The following is a 22085-nucleotide window of genomic DNA, read 5'->3' as shown; positions in this document are numbered from 1 at the left end:
ATATTATAATATAGTTATCCTGCTATTTGTAGGAGAAGGATTCCCTATAACTGATTAAAGTTTTACTTTAACAATCTTTGGAGGTGTGCAATATTGCAATATGCATTTTCACGTATAAGACTACGTAGCTTTTTTGGATGGATGATGATAGGGTTGTTTCTTACGATGATTCCATTAGGTTTATCAAATGTTTCTGATAGCACGTTAGAGGTTATTTCACAAATAACTGTATTTTTTGTATTTCCGTTATTTTGGTTGTACGTAAAAGCAAATAAAAATAATGTTGTTTTTAAAAGTTTCTTTGATAAGCCAGGACGTTTACCGTGGGGACTCATTTTATTAGCAACGATAATGGGAATGATTTTTTCAGTCGGTATATCTCATATTCAATTTTACATATTAGCACATACGTTACCGAATTTCTTAGTTACCATGTTAGAAGATGGAACTGTTATTAATACGAGTAACATATATATGACGATATTTACTTTCATTTCAGCATGTGTATTAGCACCTATTATGGAAGAGATTATTTTTAGGGGATTCTTTTTACAGCGAATGGCTTATAAATGGGGAATTAAAAAAGCTGTAATTATATCTTCACTTATTTTTGGTTTAGGACACTTTGATGTTATTGGTGCTTTCATGTTTGGTGTTGTTATGTGCCTTTTATACATAAAAACGAAAAATATATGGACGAATATTGCTGTGCATGCTCTTAATAATTTAATTGCGACAAGTATGCAATTTGTCGGTGGAGAAGAAGGTACTGCAATCTCAATTCCTGAATTACAAGCACAAAGTAATTTATGGATTGGTATCGGTCTTACAGTTGTTGGGTTACTTTGGTTAATTCCTTATGTTTGGAAACAATGGCGTACAGTAAAAGAAGTGGGTGTGCCACCAGTGCGCTTCATAAATGAAGAAAAGGTAGTGAATGCATCACAAGAAAATGAATTGTATAGTCAAGTGATCGTAACAGATAGATTGATGGCTGTAGAACTACCAGATGAAGCGGTAAATAAGCTTCGGTTAGAAGAAAATGATTATGTAACAGTTTCTGTAGAAGAAGATAAAATCGTTATAAAAAAAGCACATGATAGATAATTAAAAAACATCTCTCCTGTATAAAAGGAGAGATGTTTTTTAATTCGTAATAATTTCTACACGAAAATTATTACCGTTCTTTACATATTTAATATCTGTAACAGTGCGGACAGTTTTTAAAAGCTCCACTTTTTCACCAATTCGAGGGATCGTCGGAACATTGTCCCAAATACCAAGCAAGTCATCTAATTGTGCTGTTTTTTCATAAAACCAGATTTTCAATGTAAAGCCCCTTTCTCGAACTTTATGTATTTTAATACATAATATATTATTTTTATTCTTTTTGTAAGGGGTTTTTAGATTTTTTGTGAATAAAGTGAAACTTTAATGAGTTGGAGTTTTATTCATCCTCACCGATTATTAACCTTCACCAATTGGGCGTTTACGGGTAGCCAGACTCCCTATTAACTTTTTGGCTACAACTGAATTTTGAGGTGGGAGTTTTACTGCCAACAAATAGCGTGATAAAAATAAATTAATTTTCTGGGAAGATATGCTCAATGTCTGGAGTAAGAGATACTTCTGATAATACGATATGAGAAACTGTCGTTGCATATGAAGAAACATCATTGATAAATTCTTCAAGTTCAACGAGTGAAGGAACAGAAATTTTTACAATGTAGCATAAGCTTCCTGTTACCCGGTAACAAAAACTTGCAGATGGATAAGATTGGATAAACTGTTGCATACGTGTTGTATCACCATTTTTTAAAGTGATTTCTAAAATACAATCTAAAACAAGTCCTGCTTTTTTATAATCAATATCGATTGTGTATTTTTGAATAATTCCTTCACTTTCAAGTTTACGAACACGTTCTGTAGTAGACGGAGCGGATAAGTTTACTCGCTTTGCTAATTCGCGCATGGAAAGGCGACTATCATTATATAATTCATTTAAAATCTTTCGATCAACACGGTCTAGTTGCATTTGTAAATATACCTCCAGCAAAATGATAATTTTTGTAAAGAAAAAATATGAATTAAGATTCATATGAAATGTAAAGTGAACTTCATTTATTTTACAATAAAATAGAAGGAAATAGGAGGGGAAATGATGGAGAGAATTTCATTATCAAATGTAGGAGATACAAAGTTTCAAAAGTTATTAGGCCATAATCCAGACATATTACATTCGTGGAGTACGTTAGAGGATACACTGTACAATAAAGGAACACTTTCAGCAGAGTTGAAGGAGCAAGTGAGAAGAACATTAGCGTATGGGAATGAATGTCCGTATTGCATGGCAAAGGGAAGACCTGATGATGTGCAAAAGGCAGAGGAGATTAGTGTAGCCGTTACTTTTGCGCATACATTTGTTCATGATCGAAAGGCGATAGATGATAATATGTTTCATGTATTAAAACAATATTGGACGGAAAAAGAAATTGTAGAACTGTGTGCTTATATTTGTTTTATTACTGCGTCGCAGCAATTTGGTTTTGTATTTCAACTACAACCAAATTAAGGAGAAAATGATGATTAATCAAATAGCACTTATCATAATTGATGTACAAAAGGCGTTTCAATTACCATACTGGGGGGAGAGAAATAATCTTTTTGCTGAAGAAAATATGAAAAGTTTATTAGAAGAATGGAGAAGAAGGAAGCGACCAGTTTTTCATATTCAACATGTAAATAAAGAAAATGTTCAGTCGATGTTTTATCAACAAGCAGAAACAGTAAACTTTAAAGAAGAAGTGAAACCACTGCGAGATGAAATACTTATCCAGAAATCCGTTAATAGCGCGTTCATTGGGACAAATTTAGAAGAACAATTAAGAGAGAAAAAATGTAATACGGTAGTGATTGTAGGATTAACAACAAATCATTGTGTGGAGACTACAACACGAATGGCAGGTAATTTAGGATTTACAACGTATTTAGTGAGCGATGCGACGGCTACATTCAATCGGAAAGGTCTGGACGGGGCAGAGTATAGTGCAGAGGACATTCACAATATGACACTTGTAAACTTACATGATGAATTTGCTAAAATCGTTACGACTGAAGATATCTTAAAATTATTTTAAGAAAATAATTACGGAATTATGTAGAAAAAAATAAGAATATTTCGTATAATCTAAGTATAATCATTTTGAAAATAGGGGTGGCATCATATGGAGCAAATTTCAGTAAAGAAAATAGAAAAAGTACTCGTTTTAGCAGGTGAGGATAAACAAAAGCAAAAGGAATTTTATGAATTGCTCTTATCAACGGAGTTTTATGTTGCTGGTTCACTTGAAGCAGAAGACGGGGCAACGGAAGGAACACTTCGTTTGCGTCATTTCCAAGGAGAGGGTAGATGGATCGTTCCGTTCTTTACACAATTGAAATTTGTAAAAGATGTGTTGCCAGAAGGTACACCCCTTATTACGATACGTGGAAAAGAATTATTTGGTGGCATTGAGAAGGATGCAACAGCTGTATTAAATGTTGGTACTGATATAAGTAAAACATTTATTCCGGAAGAAATTGCAGATATCGCATCTGGACGAATTTTTAATTATTATAAGTAAAAGGAAAAGCTTAATTGCTTTTCCTTTTTAATTTAAACATGGAGTGCTACGCCTGAAGAAATAGAGAGTGTTTTATTATTTGTATTTATTGTTGCTGTAGCTCCAAGGGGAATACCGATATTTGGATTTATATGTCCAATCGGTAAACCGAATAGGACAGGTATATCATATGGCATGAAATATTCATATAATATTGTTTGCAATGATTGAGATGGTTTAGAAGGGGTGCAATCATGACAACTTGAAAAAATAACGCCATTGCATTCATTAAACTTTCCAGATAAAAGTAGTTGATTTAACATACGATCGATGCGGTATGGTTCTTCCCCGATATCTTCAAGCAATAAAAGTGTATTGGCTGTACTTATTTCATAGGGTGAACCAATTACACTTGTTAAAACAGCTAAATTCCCTCCAACTAATGTACCGGTAGCTGTACAGGCTGAGCTAGGTACGATACATTCTGATGCAGATAAGATAGAAGAATACGGGTGGAAGAGCTGATTGAAAGAAGATAAAGAGAGAGAATCTATACCTTTGCCTACTTCTTCAATCATCGGACCATGAAACGTAACAAGCTTTGCATAACGTGAAAAAGCAGTATGTAAAGCTGTAATATCGCTGTATCCCCAAAAAATTTTTGGATTTTGTTGAATGATTTCATATTGAATGTGAGGGAGAAGACGAGCGCTTCCGTAACCACCTCGTGCACAGAAAATTGCTTTTACTTCATTATTTGTAAAGGCTTCATGTATATCATCAAGACGAACTTGGTCACTTCCAGCTAAATACCCATACTTTTCATAAATACTCTTCCCAATTATTACGGATAATCCCATCTCTTGTAATACATTTACACCTTTTAATACACTTTCAATTGTAGGTGGACCAGACGGTGCAATAATCATTACTGTATCACCATGTTTTAACGCATTTGGATAAATCATTGTTTTCAGCCTCCTTCTCTTTCAATATATTCGCTTCATATGAAGTTCAACCCTTGTAAAAGAAGGGGAAAGCTTGTCAAATAAAGAAGATATAAGGGGGATAGGAGGGGAAATGATGTTTACAAGTCGAGTAATAGACATATTGCAAATTAAGTATCCCATTATTCAAGCAGGTATGGCGGGTGCCATTACAACGCCAGAACTTGTTGCAGCTGTAAGTAATAGCGGAGGATTAGGAACGCTTGGAGCAGGCTATATGAGCCCAGAACAAATTCGTAAAGCGATTTATAAAATAAGGGAACTAACAAATAAGCCTTTCGGTGTTAATTTACTGTTAACGAAAGAGGTGCAGATAGAAAAAGAGAAGATAAATGAGGCGAAAGTCTTACTTAATGGAGTGAATAGAGAGTTAGGTATTGAGGAAGAGGATGTAGTAAACCTTCCCAAAAGTTATAAAGAACAATTACAAGTGTTAGTAGAAGAAAAGGTACCGGTCGTTAGCTTTGCATTCCAAACGTTAGAACAAGAAGAAATAGATGAATTAAAAAGAAGAGGAATAAAAGTCATCGGAACAGCGACTCATGTAGCAGAAGCGAGAGCACTTGCCGAGCTAGGGGTAGATATTATCGCCGGGCAAGGTAGCGAAGCAGGAGGTCATAGAGGAACGTTTATTGGGAAAGAACAAGATGCAATGATTGGTACGTTTGCGTTAATTCCGCAGTTAGTAGCGGCAGTTCCGCATATCCCAATTGTTGCAGCAGGTGGTGTAATGAACGGACAAGGGCTTGTTGCAGCATTTGCGTTAGGGGCAGAAGCTGTTCAAATGGGATCAGCTTTTTTAACGAGTGAAGAAAGTATTACACATGACGTATATAAAGAGGCTGTATTAAAAAGTACAGATACCAGTACAATTGTAACTCGTGCGTTTTCCGGGAAATATGCACGGGGTATTCGTAATGAATTTATAGAGAGACACGAAGGAAAAGAAGAAGGGCTTCCGATGTATCCAGTGCAAAACGTATTAACTTCTAAAATACGCCAAGAAGCAGCGACGCAAAACAAGGGAGAATATATGTCACTTTGGGCGGGACAAGCATCGGCATTAGCAAGAATTGAGCCAGCTCAGCACGTAGTGGAGCGGGTCGTGAAAGAAGCAGAGGATGTAATGGAACAATTACAAAATGTATATAGAAAAAGACCACTTGAATAGTTCAAGCGGTCTTTTCATTAGTTTGCTTTATAAAATTGTTGGATGGCCTCGTCGATGTAAACCCAGCCTTTCCAACCTAAGTGCATATGATCTTTTAAGAAGTATTTATCATATTCATGGTTTGAGAAGTCGGCAATTGGATAACCAGCTTTCTCAATTTGCTCATGAACTTTCTTATAGTACGCTTCGCGGCGTTCTTTCGGGAATCCAGCGTAATCGTACCAAGGACCTTTTACAGGAACAGAAATGAAGAGTGGTTTTGCACCAGATTGTTTTAATAAATCAAGTACAAGTTGTAAGTCTTCATACTCTGGTGATTGGTCATAAGCATCATTTTTTAAGTAGCCTTCACGCTGCTTTAATTTCTTCTTAATTTTGCTATTGAAGTAATCGTCTTCAATACCGTATTCATTAGACCCTGATTCTGCTGCACCTGTTTGATCCGCATGTTTACGAGCTTCATCCCAGTTCATTTGTTTTAATGAAGGGTCAAGTTTTTCTTTATGCGGTTTAATATCAAACATTGCTGTAAATAAATCTTTACGATCTAAAATGTTACGATACACATAAGCGAAAGGTTTAGCAGCAAGTGCTTTTACTTTATGCTTTGTATCATCATAAGCGATACCTTCAAGCGAAACTTTAAGTAAAGTTTCTTTCTTAACGATCTCAAAGTTTAATAAACGCTTTGCAATTTGTTTTTTCATTTCAGGCTTTAAGTCATCATTGAAAAGGAAATGATAGCCTTGTTGTTTTGAAAAGTTAGGTGCAAAGTGTGTTTCATCAATACCTTGTGGCACAAACCATTGCGGAGAAAGAACGAATACCATTTTCTTGTCTTTCAATTGATCCATTGTAGATGCAAAGTTTAATACGTGTACAAGGTCTTGTGTTCCGCCGCGTCCAAGAAGGAATGGTGTGAACCCTTCAGGCTTTACTTTGAAATAATTTGATGGATGGAAAGCATCCATACGTGCGAATTCCGATGAACCGTACATCGGAAGATATTTCGGATCTGCTAACATCTTTTGCTGTAAAATCATACTTTGAATCTTTTCTTCTTTCAAAGAAGTTGCAGCTTGTTCTACTTTTTCATCACTTAAAAGTGGAAGTAGGAAGCGCGTCGGAATAAGTAAGAATACAGCAAAAAGGGCCAATGCTAAAAGCATCGGACCAAATTTTGCTTTGTTCATCGGATTTCTTCCAACTTCTTAATAACCATGTTTGGTGTAGCCCACTCGTCACGGTCAAAATCAGAAATAGAAACTTCAATATCTAAACGCTCTTGGAATTCAACTAATAAAGATACTACAGCGAAAGAATCAAGAATACCTTCTTCAAATAATTGAACATCTAAGTTTTCTTTCACAATATCGTTCTCACATACTTCTTCTAAAATATCTAATACTTGCTCTTTGAATTCTGCCATTTTTAAAATCTCCTTTATATCCGAATATATTATATGTGCAACTTCTTAATAGAATAAGAAGGGTGCATTAAAAGTATCTGTTAAGGTGTCCAGAGAAAATAAGGAAACCGAAACATACAACGTGGAACGTAATTACAATCGCAAGGACGTGTGTAAATTTATTGTTTGGCCAAAACTTATGCTTCTTGTTTTTTCGTTCGAAAATATCGAATAGAATAAACAGTGCAGCATGATATAGACCATAAATAACATACTGCGCAACAGCGCTTCCTTGGATGTGCCAAATTCCCATAATGAAGAAGTTTAAAAATGCACCGATATACGAAATAGTGTAACGGTTCTTAATTAACTTTTTCTTCGTTGCAAAAAAGACGAAACGCATGTAAATAAAGTCACGGAACCAGAATGATAAACTCATGTGCCAGCGGTTCCAGAAGTCTTTAATGTTACGACTAATAAACGGCTTATTAAAGTTTTCTGGCGTTTTAATTCCCATCATATAACTTACACCAATTACAAATGAGCTATAACCAGCAAAGTCGAAGAATAAATATAAGCTATAGCTATACATGTAAATCATATTTGAAAGGATTGTATCTTGTTGAGCAAATGCTGGATCCATAAAGTATTGCTTTACTAAGTAAGCAATAATAAATTTATACAAGAAACCTTGGAAAATACGGTTTAACCCTGTATATAGTAAATTTTGATATTCTTCTGCACTAGGTGGTTTTTGAATATCTTTTTGGAATCTTCGGTAACGATCGATAGGTCCTGTTGAAATCGCAGGGAAGAATAGAACGAATTCCCAGAAGTTAAAGAAAGAAAGTTCTTTAATTAAACCATCACGAACTTCAAATACCATTTGAACTGCTCTAAATGTTACGTAAGATATACCTAGAAAAACAACAAGTTTTAACTCAGGTAAAAACGATGCAAACGGTGCGATTTTTGCCAAAATAAGAGGCAAAATCGATAAAATAACAGCTATACAAAACGTGAATGTACTATTATTTTGTTTTCTTAAAATTAAATAGCCTTTAATAAGGACATATTGCCAAATAATAAATGCAGCTAACATCATTGCTTGCTTCGGTTTATCCGAGAAGATAATAGCAATCATGACTAATGTTAAAACGGCATTATATTTACGCAACATTTTACCTTTTAATCCAGCTATGATAGTAGGTATTAATAAAATGCCCACTATAGCGAAAAAATAAAATGATCCATATGCGGTCATGCTGTAACCTCACTCAATAATTTTTTGCGATCTACCTTTCCATTTGGTGTCATTGGAATAGAAGATTGATACATGAATTTACGTGGAATCATGTAGTTTGGTAATCGCTCATTGAGTTCTTTTTTAATTGCAGATGTTAATTTGAATTCTTTTTCAAACGAATGTTCTCCAGGAACAACAACCGCTAATAAATAATCGTATTTCTCACCTTTTTTAATCGGAACAATAACTGCTCCTTCTACGTAAGAACACGCACGAAGATGATGCTCAATTTCTTCTAATTCCATTCGATAACCATGAAGCTTAATTTGGAAATCAAGACGACCATTATAGAATAGAAGACCATTTTCTACATAGCCAGCATCGCCTGTTTTATAGGCGCGCTCACCGTCAATCATAGTAAATGCTTTTTCTGTTAATTCAGGGCTTCCTAAATATCCAACGCTTACACTTGGACCGACAATTACGATTTCACCTTTTTCACCATCAGGTGCAATTGTACCATCTTCTTTCATAATAAGAAGGCGACAGTCTGATTTACAGTAGCCAACTGGAAGTGATTTGTATTGATCAAGCACTTCTTCTGTAACGTGAATACCTGTTACAGCAACAGTAGCTTCTGTTGGACCGTACGTATTCATAATTGTTGCTTTCGGGAAACGCTCAATTAGTTTTCTAGCCACTTCATTTGGTAACACTTCACCGCAGAATAAGAATGTTTTCATGTTTGGTAGCATACTCTCAGAGAAAGATGCTTCCATTAAACACATTTCAGCGAAAGATGGTGTTGAAGTCCATACTTGAGTATCCGATTGCTCTAGAGAAGCAAACAAGTCTTTTGGACGTGCAATCATATCTTTATCGATTGCCCAAAGTGTACCGCCTGTTACTAATGATGGGTAAATATCCATTACAGATAAATCGAATGAGAAAGGTGCTTGGTTTAAGAATACTTGCCCTGTTTGTAAGTTGAAATCTTCTACAGCCCATTTTGTAAAGCTAACAAGGCAGTTATAAGTAATCTGAACCCCTTTCGGATTACCTGTACTTCCTGATGTGTAAATAATGTAGAAGTTCTCATCACCTTTTACCGCATGTTCAGGATTTGGAATGTTCCCTTTATGAGTAAAGAAAATATCTTTTAAGTTGTCTTCACTTACGATGCGAACTGGTAAATCAGTTACAGTTACTTCTGCAGCTGATAAAAGTAATTTCGCACCAGAATTTTCAGCGATACGTTGTACGCGATCAGCTGGGATAGATAAATCTACAGGAATGTAAGCATGTCCAGCTTTTACACACCCTAAAAAGTTTATAATCATTTCAGGTTGCATATGGCCATACACCATAATTGGTGAACGATCATCTGGATATTCAGAAGAAATCCAATGTGCTAACGCATCAGAATCTTCCTTTAATTGTTTGTACGTAATTTTCGCATCTCGCCAAACAAAAGCGGTTTGATCAGGCGTTTCTGCAGCCCACTTTTCAATTTGTTCTAATAACTTCATAACGTTCCCACCCTAGAATTCATTGTAAATAAATGTACTTGTGTTTGTATCATGGAATCCATACAACCAAAGTAATGCAAATAAAATTGCAAGATAATAAACCGTCTTTGCAACCCATTGTGTGAGTGGTCGAGACCATATCTCTTTTAATCTTTCCATGTCTTTCCCTCTCTTAATGAAATAATAGCTCTTTGTAGGTATCATGTCCTACATTATTGTGAAAAAAACAAAATTCCACATTTTAGGTAAAAATAAGACAAAAGGCTCTTTTCTGATATTAGCACTAAATACTAAAAAAGAAAATCCCTAACTTAGCAATTATATTACATTCGGCATGAATTTGTAATGGGTTTGACATGTAAATAGAAAGTGGATTGTATGAATACATAAAAGTGGATTGTGAGAAGGCGTGAAAAATATAATATTTGTTTTTTCATGCAATCAACAAAGGCTGAGTAAACTTTAAATTTCTAGCTCTTTTTTAAAAGGAGGAAATTATCATGAATAGAGTGTGGAAGAGTCTTATTTCAGAAGAAAATATTATGAAATGGAGACGGCATTTTCATAAGTATCCGGAATTATCGTTTCATGAAAAAGAAACTTCGCAATTTATATATGATACGTTATGTTCATTTTCTTCTTTTGAAGTAACAAGGCCAACGAAATACAGTGTATTAGCAATTAAAAGGGGTGTGGAACAAGGTAAAGTAGTTGCGATTCGAGCTGATATTGATGCTTTACCAATTCAAGAGGAGACAAGTAAATCTTATACATCTGTTCATAAAGGAAGGATGCATGCGTGTGGGCATGATGCACATGCGGCTATTTTGTTAAGTACAGCAGAGGCGCTGTCAAATATGAAGGAAGAGTTTGTAGGGGAAATTCGTCTATTCTTTCAGCATGCAGAAGAGGTATATCCTGGTGGTGCTAGGGAAATGGTTGAGGCGGGTGTGATGGACGGTGTTGATTATGTAATAGGTTTACATGTTATGTCTGGATTGGAAAGCGGGAAGATAGGAATTGTATATGGGCCGATGATGGCAGCACCAGACGTATTTACAGTTGAAATTCACGGTAAAGGAGGGCATGCAGCGCGGCCAGAAGAAACGATAGACCCTATTGCTATTGGAGCGCAGATTATTACAAATTTACAACATATCGTATCAAGAAATACAAGTGCTTTTATGCAGAGGGTAGTTTCAGTTACGCAATTTCATGGGGGAAAGGCTGACAATATTATTCCCAATACGGCAACTTTAATGGGAACTGTGCGTTCTTTTAATCAAACGTTAAGATTGGAAGCAGAAGAGAAAATTGAACAAATCGTGAAAGGAATTACAAAAGCACATGGAGGGGATTACACATATACGTATCGTTACGGATATGATCCTGTTATTAATAATGAATATATTACAAAAGTGGTAGAAGAAAGCGCACTACATTTGTTCGGGAATGAGCGTGTTGTGAAGCTTGAACCTTCTATGGGGGGAGAAGATTTTTCAGCATATTTAAGAAAAGCACCGGGTTGCTTCATTAAATTGGGGACGAGGAATCAAGAGGATAATACTTGTTATCCGCACCATCATCCAAAATTTGATGTAGATGAATCAGCTTTAATTTATGGAGTGGAATTATTTTTAGAGGCGGCCATAAGACTACTAAAATCATAGGTGCATATAAAAAAAGGCAACTGCGCTCTATCGCAGTTGCTTTTATTTCTTTCCGTCAGAGAGGGCTGAGAAAGAACTATGCTCATTTATAGTATATGAATAGCTAACGGACAAGCTTGTACATTTTAATCATTTTTTTAAAAATAGTTATTGACTTTGATAATCAATTTCAATTAATCTAATGTTACAGTTGAAATTGATAATTATTATCAATGGAATGGATGCGACATGTTAATGAGAAAAAAATATCACCTTCTGCGAAGGGGATTAAAAAATAAAAATAAAGATGTTGATCAGCATATGGAATGGCAACGAAATGTAATTCGTTCTGAATATGTAGATGAGAAGAATAAAATGCAAACAGAAAAAGCGATACATAGTAAAGGGAGAGATTCAGTTGAGTAAGCTAGTAATGATTTATGCAAGTATGAGTGGAAATACAGAGGAAATGGCAGATCATATTGCAGGCGCCATTCGTGAAACAGAGAATGAGATTGAAGTTATTGATATTATGGATTCACCAGAAGCTTCTATATTAGAACAGTATGATGGTATTATTTTAGGCGCTTATACTTGGGGAGACGGGGATCTTCCAGACGACTTCTTAGATTTTTATGATGCAATGGATTCTATTGATTTAACTGGTAAAAAAGCAGCGGCATTCGGTTCTTGTGATTCGGCTTATCCAAAATACGGAGTAGCGGTTGATATTTTAATAGAAAAGCTGCAGGAACGCGGAGCAGCAGTTGTGTTAGAAGGACTAAAAGTAGAATTAACGCCAGAAGATGAAGATGTAGAAAAATGTTTACAGTTTGGAGCTGAATTCGTAAAACACCTTTCTTAATGGCAGAAGGGAGATGAAGAGCAATTGCATGAGAAAATCGCAATAAAAACGATGACAGATTATCATTTGTATGATTTTATGCGTTGTCCACATAAATTTTATTTCCGTCATATAAAAAGAAGAGAACCTTCTTCATTTGAATGGCAACAAATAGCACAAATGATTGTGAATCAAATTATTAATGAGTATTACATGCTACCTGCGAGCCAACAAACGAAAATTGTGCTTTTAATATTAATAGAAAAGTATTGGAAAAAGGTAAGGATTAGTATGTTTGCTTCGAAGACGGGGTACTATATTGTATTAGCAAAGCTAACTGATCACTTATTACAGTTTGTTGAAAGAGATGATAGTCAGACGCCACCATTGTTTTTGTATGAGAAGTTTCAAACATATATGGAAGAGTTAGGTGTCCACATGTCATTGACATTTGAAGTTGGTGAGTGGAGTACAGAGTCATTTGTAATTAAAAAATATGTTATTGATGCGGATGAGGAAATGCTAGCTCTTTGTCAGAAGTTAATGACAGTATTCAGTTATAAAGCTTTCGGCATTCTTCCAGGGAAAATTGAAATTATTAATTTAATGGAAGGAACTAAGTATGAATACATTCCGAAACAGGAAGATATTATAACTGGAATGGATGATTTATTTAGAATGAAAGAAATGTTACAGCAACCTGAGCACTATACAGAGCGTGATTTTCGTTCAGAGTGTACGAGTTGTGCTTTTCGTAGTGAATGCCAGGGGGAAGAAGTAAAGGAAGAAGCGAAGCAGAAGGAAAATATCGTACATTAAAGGATGCCAATTTGCATCCTTTTTGTTATTGACATGAAAAGCTTTTCATCATTTACGGTATATTTGTAGCAGATTTTAATGCGGGCTAATAATCAGTGGGGGATGCCCCCGCTGATTAAAGTTTCACTTTATAAGAGGAGGAATAATCAATGAAAGATGAAACGAAAGTATTTCAATGGTTAAAAGAACAAAATGCTCCTTTTGGAATTCAACTGCAAATTTTACAGGCATTTCAATTGTACAAAGTTATTGTTGAAATGGATAAAAAGTTAATGATGTATGAGGAGAAAGAATATAGGGAGAGAATTTAATCTCGTCCCTGTAATATCGCTTTTAGCTGTTCTGTATCTGCTATGAATTTAAGCGCATTCTTTGTTTCAAAGTTATAAATAATATTATGTAGTAAAGGGCTGTATTGATAAAAACTAGTTATACGGTGAATGAGTAATGGATCGTGGTGAGAAATAATTGTACTGTATTGTTCGTATACAGATGTTGTAAATTCACGTCCGAAATCATAATAGAGCCCGGCAAAATCAAAGGCAGGATCTCCAATTTGAGCATCACCAAAATCGATAATCCCTGAAATATTCTTGTTCTGCTTATTAAATAAAATGTGATGATGTGTAAAATCGGCGTGAATAATTGTATTTTGAAAAGTGGATGTAGCTATACATGCAAAGAAATTTTCGAATAAATGATGTAAGGCTGATTTCTGTAATGAAGTAAACATGTTAGTAAGATACTGATTTAATTTTGTTTGTAGCTCTTTCCAGTAGGTAATTGTTTTTTCAATTGGAAATCCTAACGTTGTAATTTGTTTTACAGGAATATTATGTAGTGCCGCAAGGAAAGTAGCTAATTGTGTAATGATTGCTTTCAATTCTTGTTTCTCTAGTGTGGTAACTATTTCTTTTTGTAACGGTTCACCATGAATGAGAGTATAGTAACTACAAAGCGGAATAGTATCAGTACCCTTTTTATATAATAGGTGATACTTTGGAACCTCAATTTCTTGTAGCGAATGAGAGAGAAGTGTGCATAGTTTTTTTCTAACGGAATTCGTTTAGCATATTCCTGTTTTCGTGGGAAACGAAACAGTAGGTCGTCATTAATTATAACCGCTATATTATCCCATCCTTCTTCATTTTGTTTATATGAATGTATAGAAAGATTAGGCAGAGCCTGTTTTATATACTGTTTGTAAGAGTCCATAATCGTTCCTCGTTTCTAAGTTAAAATTCTGATATTCCATTTTATAATATCAGAATTTTCATTCTATATGTTAATATGTAACTAACATTATGAATAGGGATGGGGTGTATGGTGAAGAAAAGAATAGTAATCATTTCTATATGTATCGCTTTTGGTTTGTTTTGGTCATATAAAGAGGCAGTTTTCGCTACCTTTAAATCGATAGATCAGTACGAGTTAAATAAGGAATTAAAGAATAAAAGTATAGAAACTTTAACTCATAAAGAAATGAAACAAGTAGGAGAGCACTTTGTGACAGCACAATTATCAGTGTTTGAGTTTCATAATAAAGAAGATGTGAAGCGAAAAGGCGAAGAGATATTTGTAAGTAGGGGATATGAACAATTAATACAAAATTATTATCCAAATCGTTTTCGAGATTTAGAGTATAAATTTACAAACGAGGAGATACGTGAAGTGACGGATGAGAGTTTTCTCTATCATGCTGTAGCGTATGTTGCGGGTACTGAAAATGGTAAGAGAAGTGAAATGAAAGTAAATTATGACGTGAAAGTTGTAAAGGTTAATAATATATTTAGGGTGCTCGAACAAAAGCAGTACGTACAATAAAGTGAAACTTTAATCAGTAAGGTGTTCACTCTTACTGTCCACAAATAGCGGGATAAAAAGCCCCCTCGAGGAGTAGAGGGGGTTAAAGATTTTCATTTTGTTGACCAAGTTCTTTTTGAGCAATGTATACATTTCCTTGTTCCACTTGTTTCTGTGTATAAACAGAATCGCCTGCATATCCTTTTTCCGTTTTCACAGTTCTTTTTGAGTGATTTGAATCTTGTTTCTTCATATAATATGTCACCTTTCCTTAAAAATAGACGAAAATAATGAGTACGAGTAATACAGCAGCGAAAATGGTAATGCCCATTAAAAACGAAGCGTTTTTATATTTAGGTGGTTTATGTATATCTTGCTGGTATCCAGGTGAGATTTCAGGGGCGAATTCTTCATCGAATGATTGATCTTTTTCTTTTTCGTCCATATGTATCCACCTTTCTTTTTCATTATGTTATACGTTACAAGAAAAAATATGCATAAAGAAAACAGCCGCTCTAGCGTTAGCGGCTGTTTTGTGTTGTATATTTTCTTTGAACTTGGAAGAGACGGATTAGAAGGAAGCTAGCACCAAATGCTAGACCGATAATAAGACCAATCCAATATCCTTTTGCTGCCCAGTCGGTATATGTTGCTAATATGTAACCGAGAGGGAGACCTATTACCCAATAAGCGACTAATGTCATAATTAAGGCAACATTTACGTCTTTGTAACCACGTAGTGCTCCTTGTACAGGAGTTGCAATTGCATCTGAAATTTGAAATAAAATCGCAAATATAAGGAACTCTTTTGCTAAATGGTGAACATTTGCATCTGTCGTATAAATAGATGCAATTCCATCATCAAAGAAATAAAGAAGAATCGAATAGAAAAGAGCGAAAGCAAGGGCTAATCCAATGCCGATAAATCCATATTGTTTTGCGCTATCATATCGTTTTGCTCCAACTTCAAATCCAACTGCTATCGTCATTGCCATTGCTAAACTTAAAGGAGTCATATATAACAAGGAAGCGAAGTTCATAGCTGCTTGATGCGCTGCAATTGTTGTCGTACTAAAGTTACTCATCATTAGTGTAACTGCAGCGAAAATACTCGTTTCAAAAAAGATAGCAAATCCGATAGGGACGCCAAGTTTTAAAAATGATTTCCAACTCGAAAGAGAAGGACGATATAACTGTTTAAAAATATTAAAAGATGCGAATGGCTCTTTCGTACGAATAATAATGACGGTAATAATTAAAATGCACCAATAGGTTGCTGCAGAAGCAATTGCTGCACCGACACCACCGAGTTTAGGGAAACCAAAGTTCCCAAAAATTAATACATAATTTAATACTACGTTAATCGGTAATGATAGTAATGTAATGATCATCGTTGTTCGAGTTTTTCCTAATGCATCAATAAATCCACGCAAAACAGTATAAGTAAATAATGGGATAACTCCAATCGCGATAATACTTAAAAATTGTGCTGCAATACGTTCAACAGGTTCTTCTAATCGCATGCCATTTAAAATAGGTGGAACAACGAAGAAGCCAATAAGGATAACAACGAAGCTAGCGCAAACTGCTAAATAAACTGCTTGTATGACAACGTGAGGAACATCCTCTTTTTTCTTGGATCCAATGAGTTGGGCAACAATAGGAGTAGTAGCCATTAAAACCCCTGTTAATCCTGTACTAACTGGGAGCCATATACTTGTTCCGATAGCCACACCTGCTAAATCAATTGGACTGGCATGTCCGGACATTGTCGTATCAAAAAAGCTCATTGCAAATAATGACATTTGGGTTACGAAAATCGGGAAGAATAGTAATACAAAGTGTTTTAGCTTTTGTGAGAATGAAGTAGTTTCTTTCATAAAATCCCCTTTCCGATAAAAAAACAATCCTTCCTATCATACAATTTAATCAAAAAATAAAAAAGAAATACGCACCAGTATATATATAAGCAATAAAAAAAGGATGCACATTGAAAAGGGATAAGGTATTATGATAAGGTGTGAAAAAATTACATATTCGTTATTAAGGAGGCACTACTCGTGGCTGATTGGTTAATTGGAATAATCATGGGTGCTGTTGAAGGTTTAACAGAATTTTTACCAGTTTCATCAACAGGACATATGATTTTAACAGGTCATTTACTTGGATTTGACGACGAGAGAGCGAAAGTTTTCGAAGTTGTTATTCAATTGGGATCGATTTTAGCAGTTGTTGTTATATTTTGGAAGCGTTTATGGTCTTTAGTTGGCATAGGTAAAGTAACAGACGGACCGTCGTTGAATTTATTACATATTATTATTGGGATGATTCCTGCTGGCATACTTGGCGTATTATTCCATAGTACAATTAAAAAAGTTTTATTTGGTCCAGGACCAGTTGTCATTAGTTTAATAGCTGGTGGTATTTTAATGATTGTTGCTGAGAAGTTTTCAAAACCAAGTACAGCAAGAACGTTAGATGAAATCACATATAAACAAGCATTTACAATTGGAATGTTCCAATGTTTAGCGCTTTGGCCAGGGTTCTCTCGTTCTGGATCAACAATAAGTGGTGGTTTATTAGCTCGCGTGTCTCATACAGCGGCAGCTGAATATACGTTCATTTTAGCAGTTCCAATGATGGTAGCTGCAAGTGGTTTAGATTTAATTAAAAGCTGGGATATATTAAGTACAGCTGATATACCGTTATTTGCAACAGGATTTATTACAGCATTTGTTGTTGCGATGCTTGCAATTGTTTCATTCTTAAAATTATTAGCACGTGTAAAACTAACACCGTTTGCTTACTATCGTTTCATTTTAGCTGCGGTATTCTATTTCTTCTTCATTATGTAAGAAGAAATCACCAGAAATACTCTATAGATTAGACGCTTGAAAAAGTCTACTCTATAGAGTATTTCTTTTATAGCAGGAGAAAATAAAGTTTTTGCTCTCATTTACTTGTATTTCACTATGTAAAATATGACATAATGATTTTGTTACATTAATATAGAGAAAATTTATAGGGTATTTGAGAGGAGCAGTTTAGTGAGTTTTGCAATAGAGATAATAATTCCGGCACCAATTGATGTTGTGTTTGATTATGTACATAATGACGAGAAAATACTAGAATGGAGTACCTTTATGGTAGAAAATAGGTATCCTTCAAATATAGATGTTGAAAAACCTCGTGAAGGTGATAAATATATATCTGTGCAAAAAATGGGGAAGAAAATATATGAATTTGAGGCGGAAATTTTAGAGTATGATGAACCGTATATCGTATCAGTTGGATGTGAAATGAAACAAGGTTATACTGCTGCAACTTATATGTTAGAAGAGGATGAAGAAGGTACATCGCTTACTTTAATCGTAGAATTTGAACCGAAGAACTTTATATATAAGATTATGTACAAGTTGACTGGATGGATGACGCGTGCGGTATATATGGGTGAGATGGAGCGTTTAGCAGAGTGCGTAGATGTTGCATATTCTCAGAAAAAAAGATTATGATTTTGCAAAAAAAAACTGCCGATTTCGGCAGTTTTTTTATTTTACTATTTTTTCAATCATACTTTCCATTACATGTTCCCAAAGAGAAGTATCATCAGCTAATGTAGCACGGAAATTAGCATACATTTCTTTCTGTTTTTCTTCGAATGTTGGATCTTCTTTTTCAGGCAATTTAGCGCGCATTGAAGTTACTAATTCTTGTACTTTTGGAGCGCGTGGTCCAAAGACAGCTTGTTCATTTCCGTCTTTATCAATGAAAATAAAGATTGGAATTGCACGTGCTGTTCCATTTGTTAAGTATTGATCCATTAATTCCAAGTTTTCATCACGAATTAATAAGCTCATATCAATATTTGCAACTTCAGAAATTCGTTTCATAACAGGTACGCATAAAAGAGCGTCTCCGCACCAGTCGGCTGTTAATACGATAACACGCCAGCCATCATTTTGGCGTTCTTCTAAAACTGGGAGTAATTCATTTGGAATTAAAAAGTTATTGTAAATATGTAATAGCTCATATTGGTTTACTTTCATTTCATTTACATATGTATCAAAGGACATGCCTTTATCAGCCCATTGTTGTAAGTTCATAATTAACACCTCTTTAGTATGATTTGCTTTTATTGTACCAATTTTTATATAGAAAAGCTTGTATTCTTACTCTTTCTTATCACTAAATAATATATTTAGTGTGTAAAGGAATAGTGCGACACATAGTTCAGCTATGTTGGACATTTGTACGCTCTCTATCCAGTCGTCGGCAGTATGAATGACGAACCAATCTAGTGTAATTTCAATAATGGAGAGAAGAGCAATTGAGAGCCAATTTGGCATACTTGTCATCATTGGCTGTAGGAGCGATTTAAAGAAAATGAATATAAAATATGTAATACCATCTAATAAAAGAATAAGTAAAAAAAAGAGTAGTATAGCTGTTCGTGAAGAGTATTCTATACCCGTAATTTGAAAGATTCCTACATATACAAAAAATATAAATGTAAAAAATGTGATGAGAATAAAAACAACAAAACTAATAACGATAGCCCTATCTTTTAGACTGAGATTAGAAAATTTGTCTTCCTCACTCATTACTTAAACTCCTTTTTCTGGAAAATCAAGTTTATTGTATCACGAAATGCATATTAAAAAACTACGAATTATGGGAAAATAAGGTGACAAAAAGTAAGATTTCATGTAAAATTATTAATAAGGTTTTTATTTAACTAAATGAAATAAAAGGGGCTGTCAAAGTTGTCTCAAAATAGAGAACAATTAATGGAAGAACTATCGACAAATGTTTTTGCGATGTTTCGCACGTTGCGTAATGACATTGGAAAAATATTTGGTGGTTACATACCGTGGAATGAGTTCATCGTCCTTAGAATATTGAATCGTACAAATAAAGAAATGGTATCACGTGTCGCTAATGAGTTAAATGTGTCGAATAGTCATATTACAGCTGTTACAGAAAAATTAATTAATAAAGGTTTCGTAACCCGTTCACGTTCTACATCAGATCGCCGAGTTGTATATTTAGAGATTACAGAACAAGGGAAAGATTTAGTTGCGAAAATGGAAGAGGCGAAAAAACGATACTTACAAGAAAGATTTTCCGCACTTTCAGAAGATGAAATGAATGTAATGATTTCTATTTCCCAAAAACTTATTTAATTAATTACAAACGAGAAAACGTTTACCTAGTGGAAAAGAAGACCTTCCTTATATGTGGAAGGTCTTCTTTCTTGTGTAATAGCTTATAAAAATAAAATGTGTATGAAAAAAGATAGAGCGCCATACTACTAATAATGGAAGGAGGGAGAAATATGACGAATCGTAATGGTAGTAAAGGAAGCGCGAATCAAGGTTCACCAAAATCAGGAAAGTTTAATCAGGAATTTAGTACTGAATTCGAAACTGGTAACGATAATAAAGGGAAAGAATATCGTTCAAAAAAAGGAAGTAAATCAAAAAAGGAGTGAATCATTTCACTCCTTTTTTGATTTAAGATGCTGCCGATTGATCTGTATTATATTTTTCTTCTGATTTTGCGACAATCATTGCGCAAATTGCATCACCGGAAATATTTACAGCTGTTCTAGACATATCTAGGATGCGATCAATACCGATAATTAAAGCAATACCTTCTACTGGTAGGTTTACTTGATTTAAAACCATTGTAAGCATTACAAGTCCAACACCTGGTACACCAGCAGTGCCGATACTAGCTAGTACAGCAGTTAATACGACCATGGCTAATTGTGCTAATGTAAGTTCAACTCCGTACACTTGAGCGATAAATACAGTTGCCACACCTTGCATAATGGCAGTGCCATCCATATTAATCGTTGCACCTAGTGGTTGTACAAAGGAGCTTATCGCTTTTGAAACTCCAAGTTTTTCTTGTGCCGTTTTCATTGCGAATGGAAGAGATGCATTAGAGCTAGATGTACTAAATCCAATTGCCATTACTGGTCCGAAATGTTTAAAGAAACGAATAATACTTTCTTTTGCTAATATCTTTAATAAGCCGCCATATATGAAGACACCGTGAATAATGAGTACTAACATAACGACTATCATATACTTGAACATCGCAGCGACGCCTGCAAGCCCCATTTTACCAACGGATGAAGCAAGCAAACCAAATGTTCCAATTGGGGCTAATTTCATAACGAGATTAACAAGATACATCATTAATTCGTTGCCCTGTTCAAGTAATGAATGGATACCTTGAACTCGTTTTCCTAAAACAGCTAAACCGAGTCCGATTAATGCAGCAAAGGCAATAATTTGTAACATGTTACCATCAGCCATCGCTTTAGCTGGATTATCTGGCACAATATTCAGCAATGTATCGACGAAAGATGTTTCAGTTTTTGCACCTTCATACGTAAGCCCGTCTGTTTTAAAGTTACCGCCAGTTCCTGGTTTGATGATAAGTGCAAATGTCACTGCAATAGAGATAGCAACTGCTGTTGTGACGAGAAAGAATGAAATTGATTTTAAACCGATTCTTCCAAGTTGTTTCGGATCTCCAAGACCAGCAGCCCCTAGTACGATGGAAATGAATACAACAGGAACAACTAGCATTTTAATGAGTCGAATAAACAGTTGGCCAATTGGGTTAAACACATATTGATTTAAAGGTTCAAAAATAGATGGTGCAGCTAAATTTAAAGTGAGTCCAACAATTAGACCAAGAAACAATGCAAGTAAGATCGCTTTTGTTTGCTTCAATAAAATCCCCCCCTGTTTTTGTACAATTACTTTCTAAATGAATTGTACCGAAAAAATCCCTATTTTAACAATATTTTCTGAATATTTCGCAAGGTTTTATTTGTTTTTATATGAATAGTCTGATTTTCCAGTAGTTTATAGAAAGAATAAATTTCAGAAAATAAAATAGACCATCACATAGGATGGTCAAAGGAAGGGGACAATTTATGTCAATTTAATTAGGGATGGAAGCTATTCAAAGACACTGGGGAATGTCTT

Annotated in this window: 29 protein-coding genes and 1 pseudogene; 15 read left to right on the top strand and 15 right to left on the bottom strand. The window is 34.8% G+C overall.

The window, feature by feature from the left end; translation table 11 throughout:
* Positions 1 to 93: 93 nt before the first annotated feature.
* The gene (locus tag JDS92_RS02270; protein ID WP_001198834.1) at positions 94 to 1107 is read left to right on the top strand and encodes a CPBP family intramembrane glutamic endopeptidase; all 1014 of its coding nucleotides are present in this window, start codon (positions 94 to 96) and stop codon (positions 1105 to 1107) included.
* Positions 1108 to 1146: 39 nt separating this feature from the next.
* Here the strand turns inward: JDS92_RS02270 and JDS92_RS02265 are convergent, their stop codons facing one another.
* Positions 1147 to 1329 (bottom strand): DUF3913 family protein, encoded by a 183-nt coding sequence (locus tag JDS92_RS02265; RefSeq protein ID WP_000707110.1) that lies wholly within the window; start codon positions 1327 to 1329, stop codon positions 1147 to 1149.
* Positions 1330 to 1582: 253 nt separating this feature from the next.
* Positions 1583 to 2035, bottom strand: a complete 453-nt coding sequence (locus tag JDS92_RS02260; protein WP_001175506.1) for an Lrp/AsnC family transcriptional regulator — start codon at positions 2033 to 2035, stop codon at positions 1583 to 1585.
* Positions 2036 to 2161: 126 nt separating this feature from the next.
* On the opposite strand from JDS92_RS02260, the gene JDS92_RS02255 reads away from it, so the two are divergent.
* From JDS92_RS02255 to JDS92_RS02245, 3 genes are all read left to right on the top strand, one after another.
* Entirely contained in the window at positions 2162 to 2572 is a 411-nt protein-coding gene (locus JDS92_RS02255) for a carboxymuconolactone decarboxylase family protein (protein WP_000439731.1), read from the top strand.
* A gap of 10 nt (positions 2573 to 2582) precedes the next feature.
* Entirely contained in the window at positions 2583 to 3137 is a 555-nt protein-coding gene (locus tag JDS92_RS02250; protein WP_000609834.1) for a cysteine hydrolase family protein, read from the top strand.
* Positions 3138 to 3224: 87 nt separating this feature from the next.
* Entirely contained in the window at positions 3225 to 3623 is a 399-nt protein-coding gene (locus JDS92_RS02245; protein ID WP_000435260.1) for an SseB family protein, read from the top strand.
* A gap of 32 nt (positions 3624 to 3655) precedes the next feature.
* Here the strand turns inward: JDS92_RS02245 and JDS92_RS02240 are convergent, their stop codons facing one another.
* Positions 3656 to 4570 carry a S66 peptidase family protein gene (locus JDS92_RS02240; protein WP_002038221.1) on the bottom strand — a complete coding sequence of 305 codons (915 nt, stop codon included), beginning with the start codon at positions 4568 to 4570 and terminating at the stop codon, positions 3656 to 3658.
* 115 nt (positions 4571 to 4685) lie between these two features.
* On the opposite strand from JDS92_RS02240, the gene JDS92_RS02235 reads away from it, so the two are divergent.
* The gene (locus tag JDS92_RS02235; protein ID WP_000495238.1) at positions 4686 to 5780 is read left to right on the top strand and encodes an NAD(P)H-dependent flavin oxidoreductase; all 1095 of its coding nucleotides are present in this window, start codon (positions 4686 to 4688) and stop codon (positions 5778 to 5780) included.
* A gap of 17 nt (positions 5781 to 5797) precedes the next feature.
* Here JDS92_RS02235 and dltD read toward each other — a convergent pair whose 3' ends face one another.
* From dltD to JDS92_RS02210, 5 genes are all read right to left on the bottom strand, one after another.
* Positions 5798 to 6973, bottom strand: a complete 1176-nt coding sequence (gene dltD / locus JDS92_RS02230; protein WP_001030274.1) for a D-alanyl-lipoteichoic acid biosynthesis protein DltD — start codon at positions 6971 to 6973, stop codon at positions 5798 to 5800.
* The gene (gene dltC / locus JDS92_RS02225) at positions 6970 to 7209 is read right to left on the bottom strand and encodes a D-alanine--poly(phosphoribitol) ligase subunit DltC (RefSeq protein ID WP_000807310.1); all 240 of its coding nucleotides are present in this window, start codon (positions 7207 to 7209) and stop codon (positions 6970 to 6972) included. The genes dltD and dltC overlap by 4 nt, the downstream gene beginning before the upstream one ends.
* A gap of 67 nt (positions 7210 to 7276) precedes the next feature.
* Positions 7277 to 8452, bottom strand: a complete 1176-nt coding sequence (gene dltB / locus JDS92_RS02220) for a D-alanyl-lipoteichoic acid biosynthesis protein DltB (RefSeq protein ID WP_000127935.1) — start codon at positions 8450 to 8452, stop codon at positions 7277 to 7279.
* On the bottom strand, positions 8449 to 9963 hold the full coding sequence (gene dltA, locus JDS92_RS02215) for a D-alanine--poly(phosphoribitol) ligase subunit DltA (protein ID WP_000770500.1): 1515 nt from the start codon (positions 9961 to 9963) through the stop codon (positions 8449 to 8451). The genes dltB and dltA overlap by 4 nt, the downstream gene beginning before the upstream one ends.
* A gap of 12 nt (positions 9964 to 9975) precedes the next feature.
* Complete coding sequence (locus JDS92_RS02210; protein WP_000440293.1) at positions 9976 to 10122, bottom strand: teichoic acid D-Ala incorporation-associated protein DltX; 147 nt, start codon at positions 10120 to 10122, stop codon at positions 9976 to 9978.
* Positions 10123 to 10463: 341 nt separating this feature from the next.
* On the opposite strand from JDS92_RS02210, the gene JDS92_RS02205 reads away from it, so the two are divergent.
* The 5 genes from JDS92_RS02205 to JDS92_RS02185 all read left to right on the top strand — a co-directional run bounded on the left by JDS92_RS02205 (position 10464) and on the right by JDS92_RS02185 (position 13586).
* Positions 10464 to 11633, top strand: coding sequence for a M20 metallopeptidase family protein (locus JDS92_RS02205; RefSeq protein ID WP_001082805.1), 1170 nt, complete (start codon positions 10464 to 10466; stop codon positions 11631 to 11633).
* Positions 11634 to 11867: 234 nt separating this feature from the next.
* A complete protein-coding gene (locus JDS92_RS02200) occupies positions 11868 to 12038 on the top strand; it encodes a hypothetical protein (protein WP_001228174.1) in 171 nt (56 codons plus the stop codon).
* The gene (locus JDS92_RS02195) at positions 12031 to 12477 is read left to right on the top strand and encodes a flavodoxin (RefSeq protein WP_000041161.1); all 447 of its coding nucleotides are present in this window, start codon (positions 12031 to 12033) and stop codon (positions 12475 to 12477) included. Before JDS92_RS02200 ends, JDS92_RS02195 begins: the two co-directional genes overlap by 8 nt.
* A 24-nt stretch (positions 12478 to 12501) precedes the next feature.
* Positions 12502 to 13275 (top strand): hypothetical protein, encoded by a 774-nt coding sequence (locus JDS92_RS02190; RefSeq protein ID WP_098710940.1) that lies wholly within the window; start codon positions 12502 to 12504, stop codon positions 13273 to 13275.
* 149 nt (positions 13276 to 13424) lie between these two features.
* Positions 13425 to 13586 (top strand): hypothetical protein, encoded by a 162-nt coding sequence (locus JDS92_RS02185; RefSeq protein WP_000651091.1) that lies wholly within the window; start codon positions 13425 to 13427, stop codon positions 13584 to 13586.
* Here the strand turns inward: JDS92_RS02185 and JDS92_RS02180 are convergent.
* Positions 13583 to 14490 (bottom strand): annotated as a pseudogene (locus JDS92_RS02180) (aminoglycoside phosphotransferase family protein). The gene JDS92_RS02185 and the pseudogene JDS92_RS02180 sit on opposite strands and share 4 nt — an antisense overlap.
* A gap of 99 nt (positions 14491 to 14589) precedes the next feature.
* Between JDS92_RS02180 and JDS92_RS02175 the strand changes: the two are divergent.
* The gene (locus JDS92_RS02175) at positions 14590 to 15099 is read left to right on the top strand and encodes a hypothetical protein (RefSeq protein WP_002038211.1); all 510 of its coding nucleotides are present in this window, start codon (positions 14590 to 14592) and stop codon (positions 15097 to 15099) included.
* Between the two features lie 82 nt (positions 15100 to 15181).
* Here JDS92_RS02175 and JDS92_RS02170 read toward each other — a convergent pair whose 3' ends face one another.
* From JDS92_RS02170 to JDS92_RS02160, 3 genes are all read right to left on the bottom strand, one after another.
* Positions 15182 to 15331, bottom strand: coding sequence for a hypothetical protein (locus tag JDS92_RS02170; RefSeq protein ID WP_000743729.1), 150 nt, complete (start codon positions 15329 to 15331; stop codon positions 15182 to 15184).
* An 18-nt stretch (positions 15332 to 15349) separates the two neighbouring features.
* A complete protein-coding gene (locus JDS92_RS02165; protein WP_000343554.1) occupies positions 15350 to 15523 on the bottom strand; it encodes a hypothetical protein in 174 nt (57 codons plus the stop codon).
* Between the two features lie 76 nt (positions 15524 to 15599).
* Positions 15600 to 16958, bottom strand: a complete 1359-nt coding sequence (locus tag JDS92_RS02160; RefSeq protein ID WP_000665538.1) for an MATE family efflux transporter — start codon at positions 16956 to 16958, stop codon at positions 15600 to 15602.
* Between the two features lie 180 nt (positions 16959 to 17138).
* Here JDS92_RS02160 and uppP point away from each other — a divergent pair, with 180 nt between their 5' ends.
* Positions 17139 to 17933 carry a bacitracin resistance undecaprenyl-diphosphatase gene (gene uppP / locus JDS92_RS02155; protein WP_000796244.1) on the top strand — a complete coding sequence of 265 codons (795 nt, stop codon included), beginning with the start codon at positions 17139 to 17141 and terminating at the stop codon, positions 17931 to 17933.
* A 192-nt stretch (positions 17934 to 18125) separates the two neighbouring features.
* Positions 18126 to 18590 (top strand): SRPBCC family protein, encoded by a 465-nt coding sequence (locus JDS92_RS02150; protein ID WP_098710939.1) that lies wholly within the window; start codon positions 18126 to 18128, stop codon positions 18588 to 18590.
* Positions 18591 to 18626: 36 nt separating this feature from the next.
* Here JDS92_RS02150 and JDS92_RS02145 read toward each other — a convergent pair whose 3' ends face one another.
* Both JDS92_RS02145 and JDS92_RS02140 read right to left on the bottom strand, forming a co-directional pair.
* Positions 18627 to 19214 (bottom strand): thioredoxin family protein, encoded by a 588-nt coding sequence (locus tag JDS92_RS02145; RefSeq protein ID WP_106080497.1) that lies wholly within the window; start codon positions 19212 to 19214, stop codon positions 18627 to 18629.
* A gap of 33 nt (positions 19215 to 19247) precedes the next feature.
* The gene (locus JDS92_RS02140) at positions 19248 to 19679 is read right to left on the bottom strand and encodes a regulatory YrvL family protein (protein WP_199631454.1); all 432 of its coding nucleotides are present in this window, start codon (positions 19677 to 19679) and stop codon (positions 19248 to 19250) included.
* 162 nt (positions 19680 to 19841) lie between these two features.
* Here JDS92_RS02140 and JDS92_RS02135 point away from each other — a divergent pair, with 162 nt between their 5' ends.
* Positions 19842 to 20261 carry a MarR family winged helix-turn-helix transcriptional regulator gene (locus JDS92_RS02135; protein WP_000081437.1) on the top strand — a complete coding sequence of 140 codons (420 nt, stop codon included), beginning with the start codon at positions 19842 to 19844 and terminating at the stop codon, positions 20259 to 20261.
* A gap of 152 nt (positions 20262 to 20413) precedes the next feature.
* Positions 20414 to 20569, top strand: coding sequence for a hypothetical protein (locus JDS92_RS02130; RefSeq protein ID WP_000184925.1), 156 nt, complete (start codon positions 20414 to 20416; stop codon positions 20567 to 20569).
* 22 nt (positions 20570 to 20591) lie between these two features.
* Here JDS92_RS02130 and JDS92_RS02125 read toward each other — a convergent pair whose 3' ends face one another.
* Positions 20592 to 21827: a dicarboxylate/amino acid:cation symporter gene (locus tag JDS92_RS02125; protein WP_098710937.1), complete on the bottom strand. Its 1236-nt coding sequence runs from the start codon at positions 21825 to 21827 to the stop codon at positions 20592 to 20594.
* Positions 21828 to 22085: the final 258 nt, after the last annotated feature.

Origin of the sequence: Bacillus cereus group sp. N12 (genome assembly GCF_016483575.1) — a bacterium.
Taxonomy (GTDB): Bacteria; Bacillota; Bacilli; order Bacillales; family Bacillaceae_G; genus Bacillus_A; species Bacillus_A toyonensis.
Note: the sequence above shows the minus strand (reverse complement) of the source record. Positions and strands in the feature narration are given on the sequence as shown.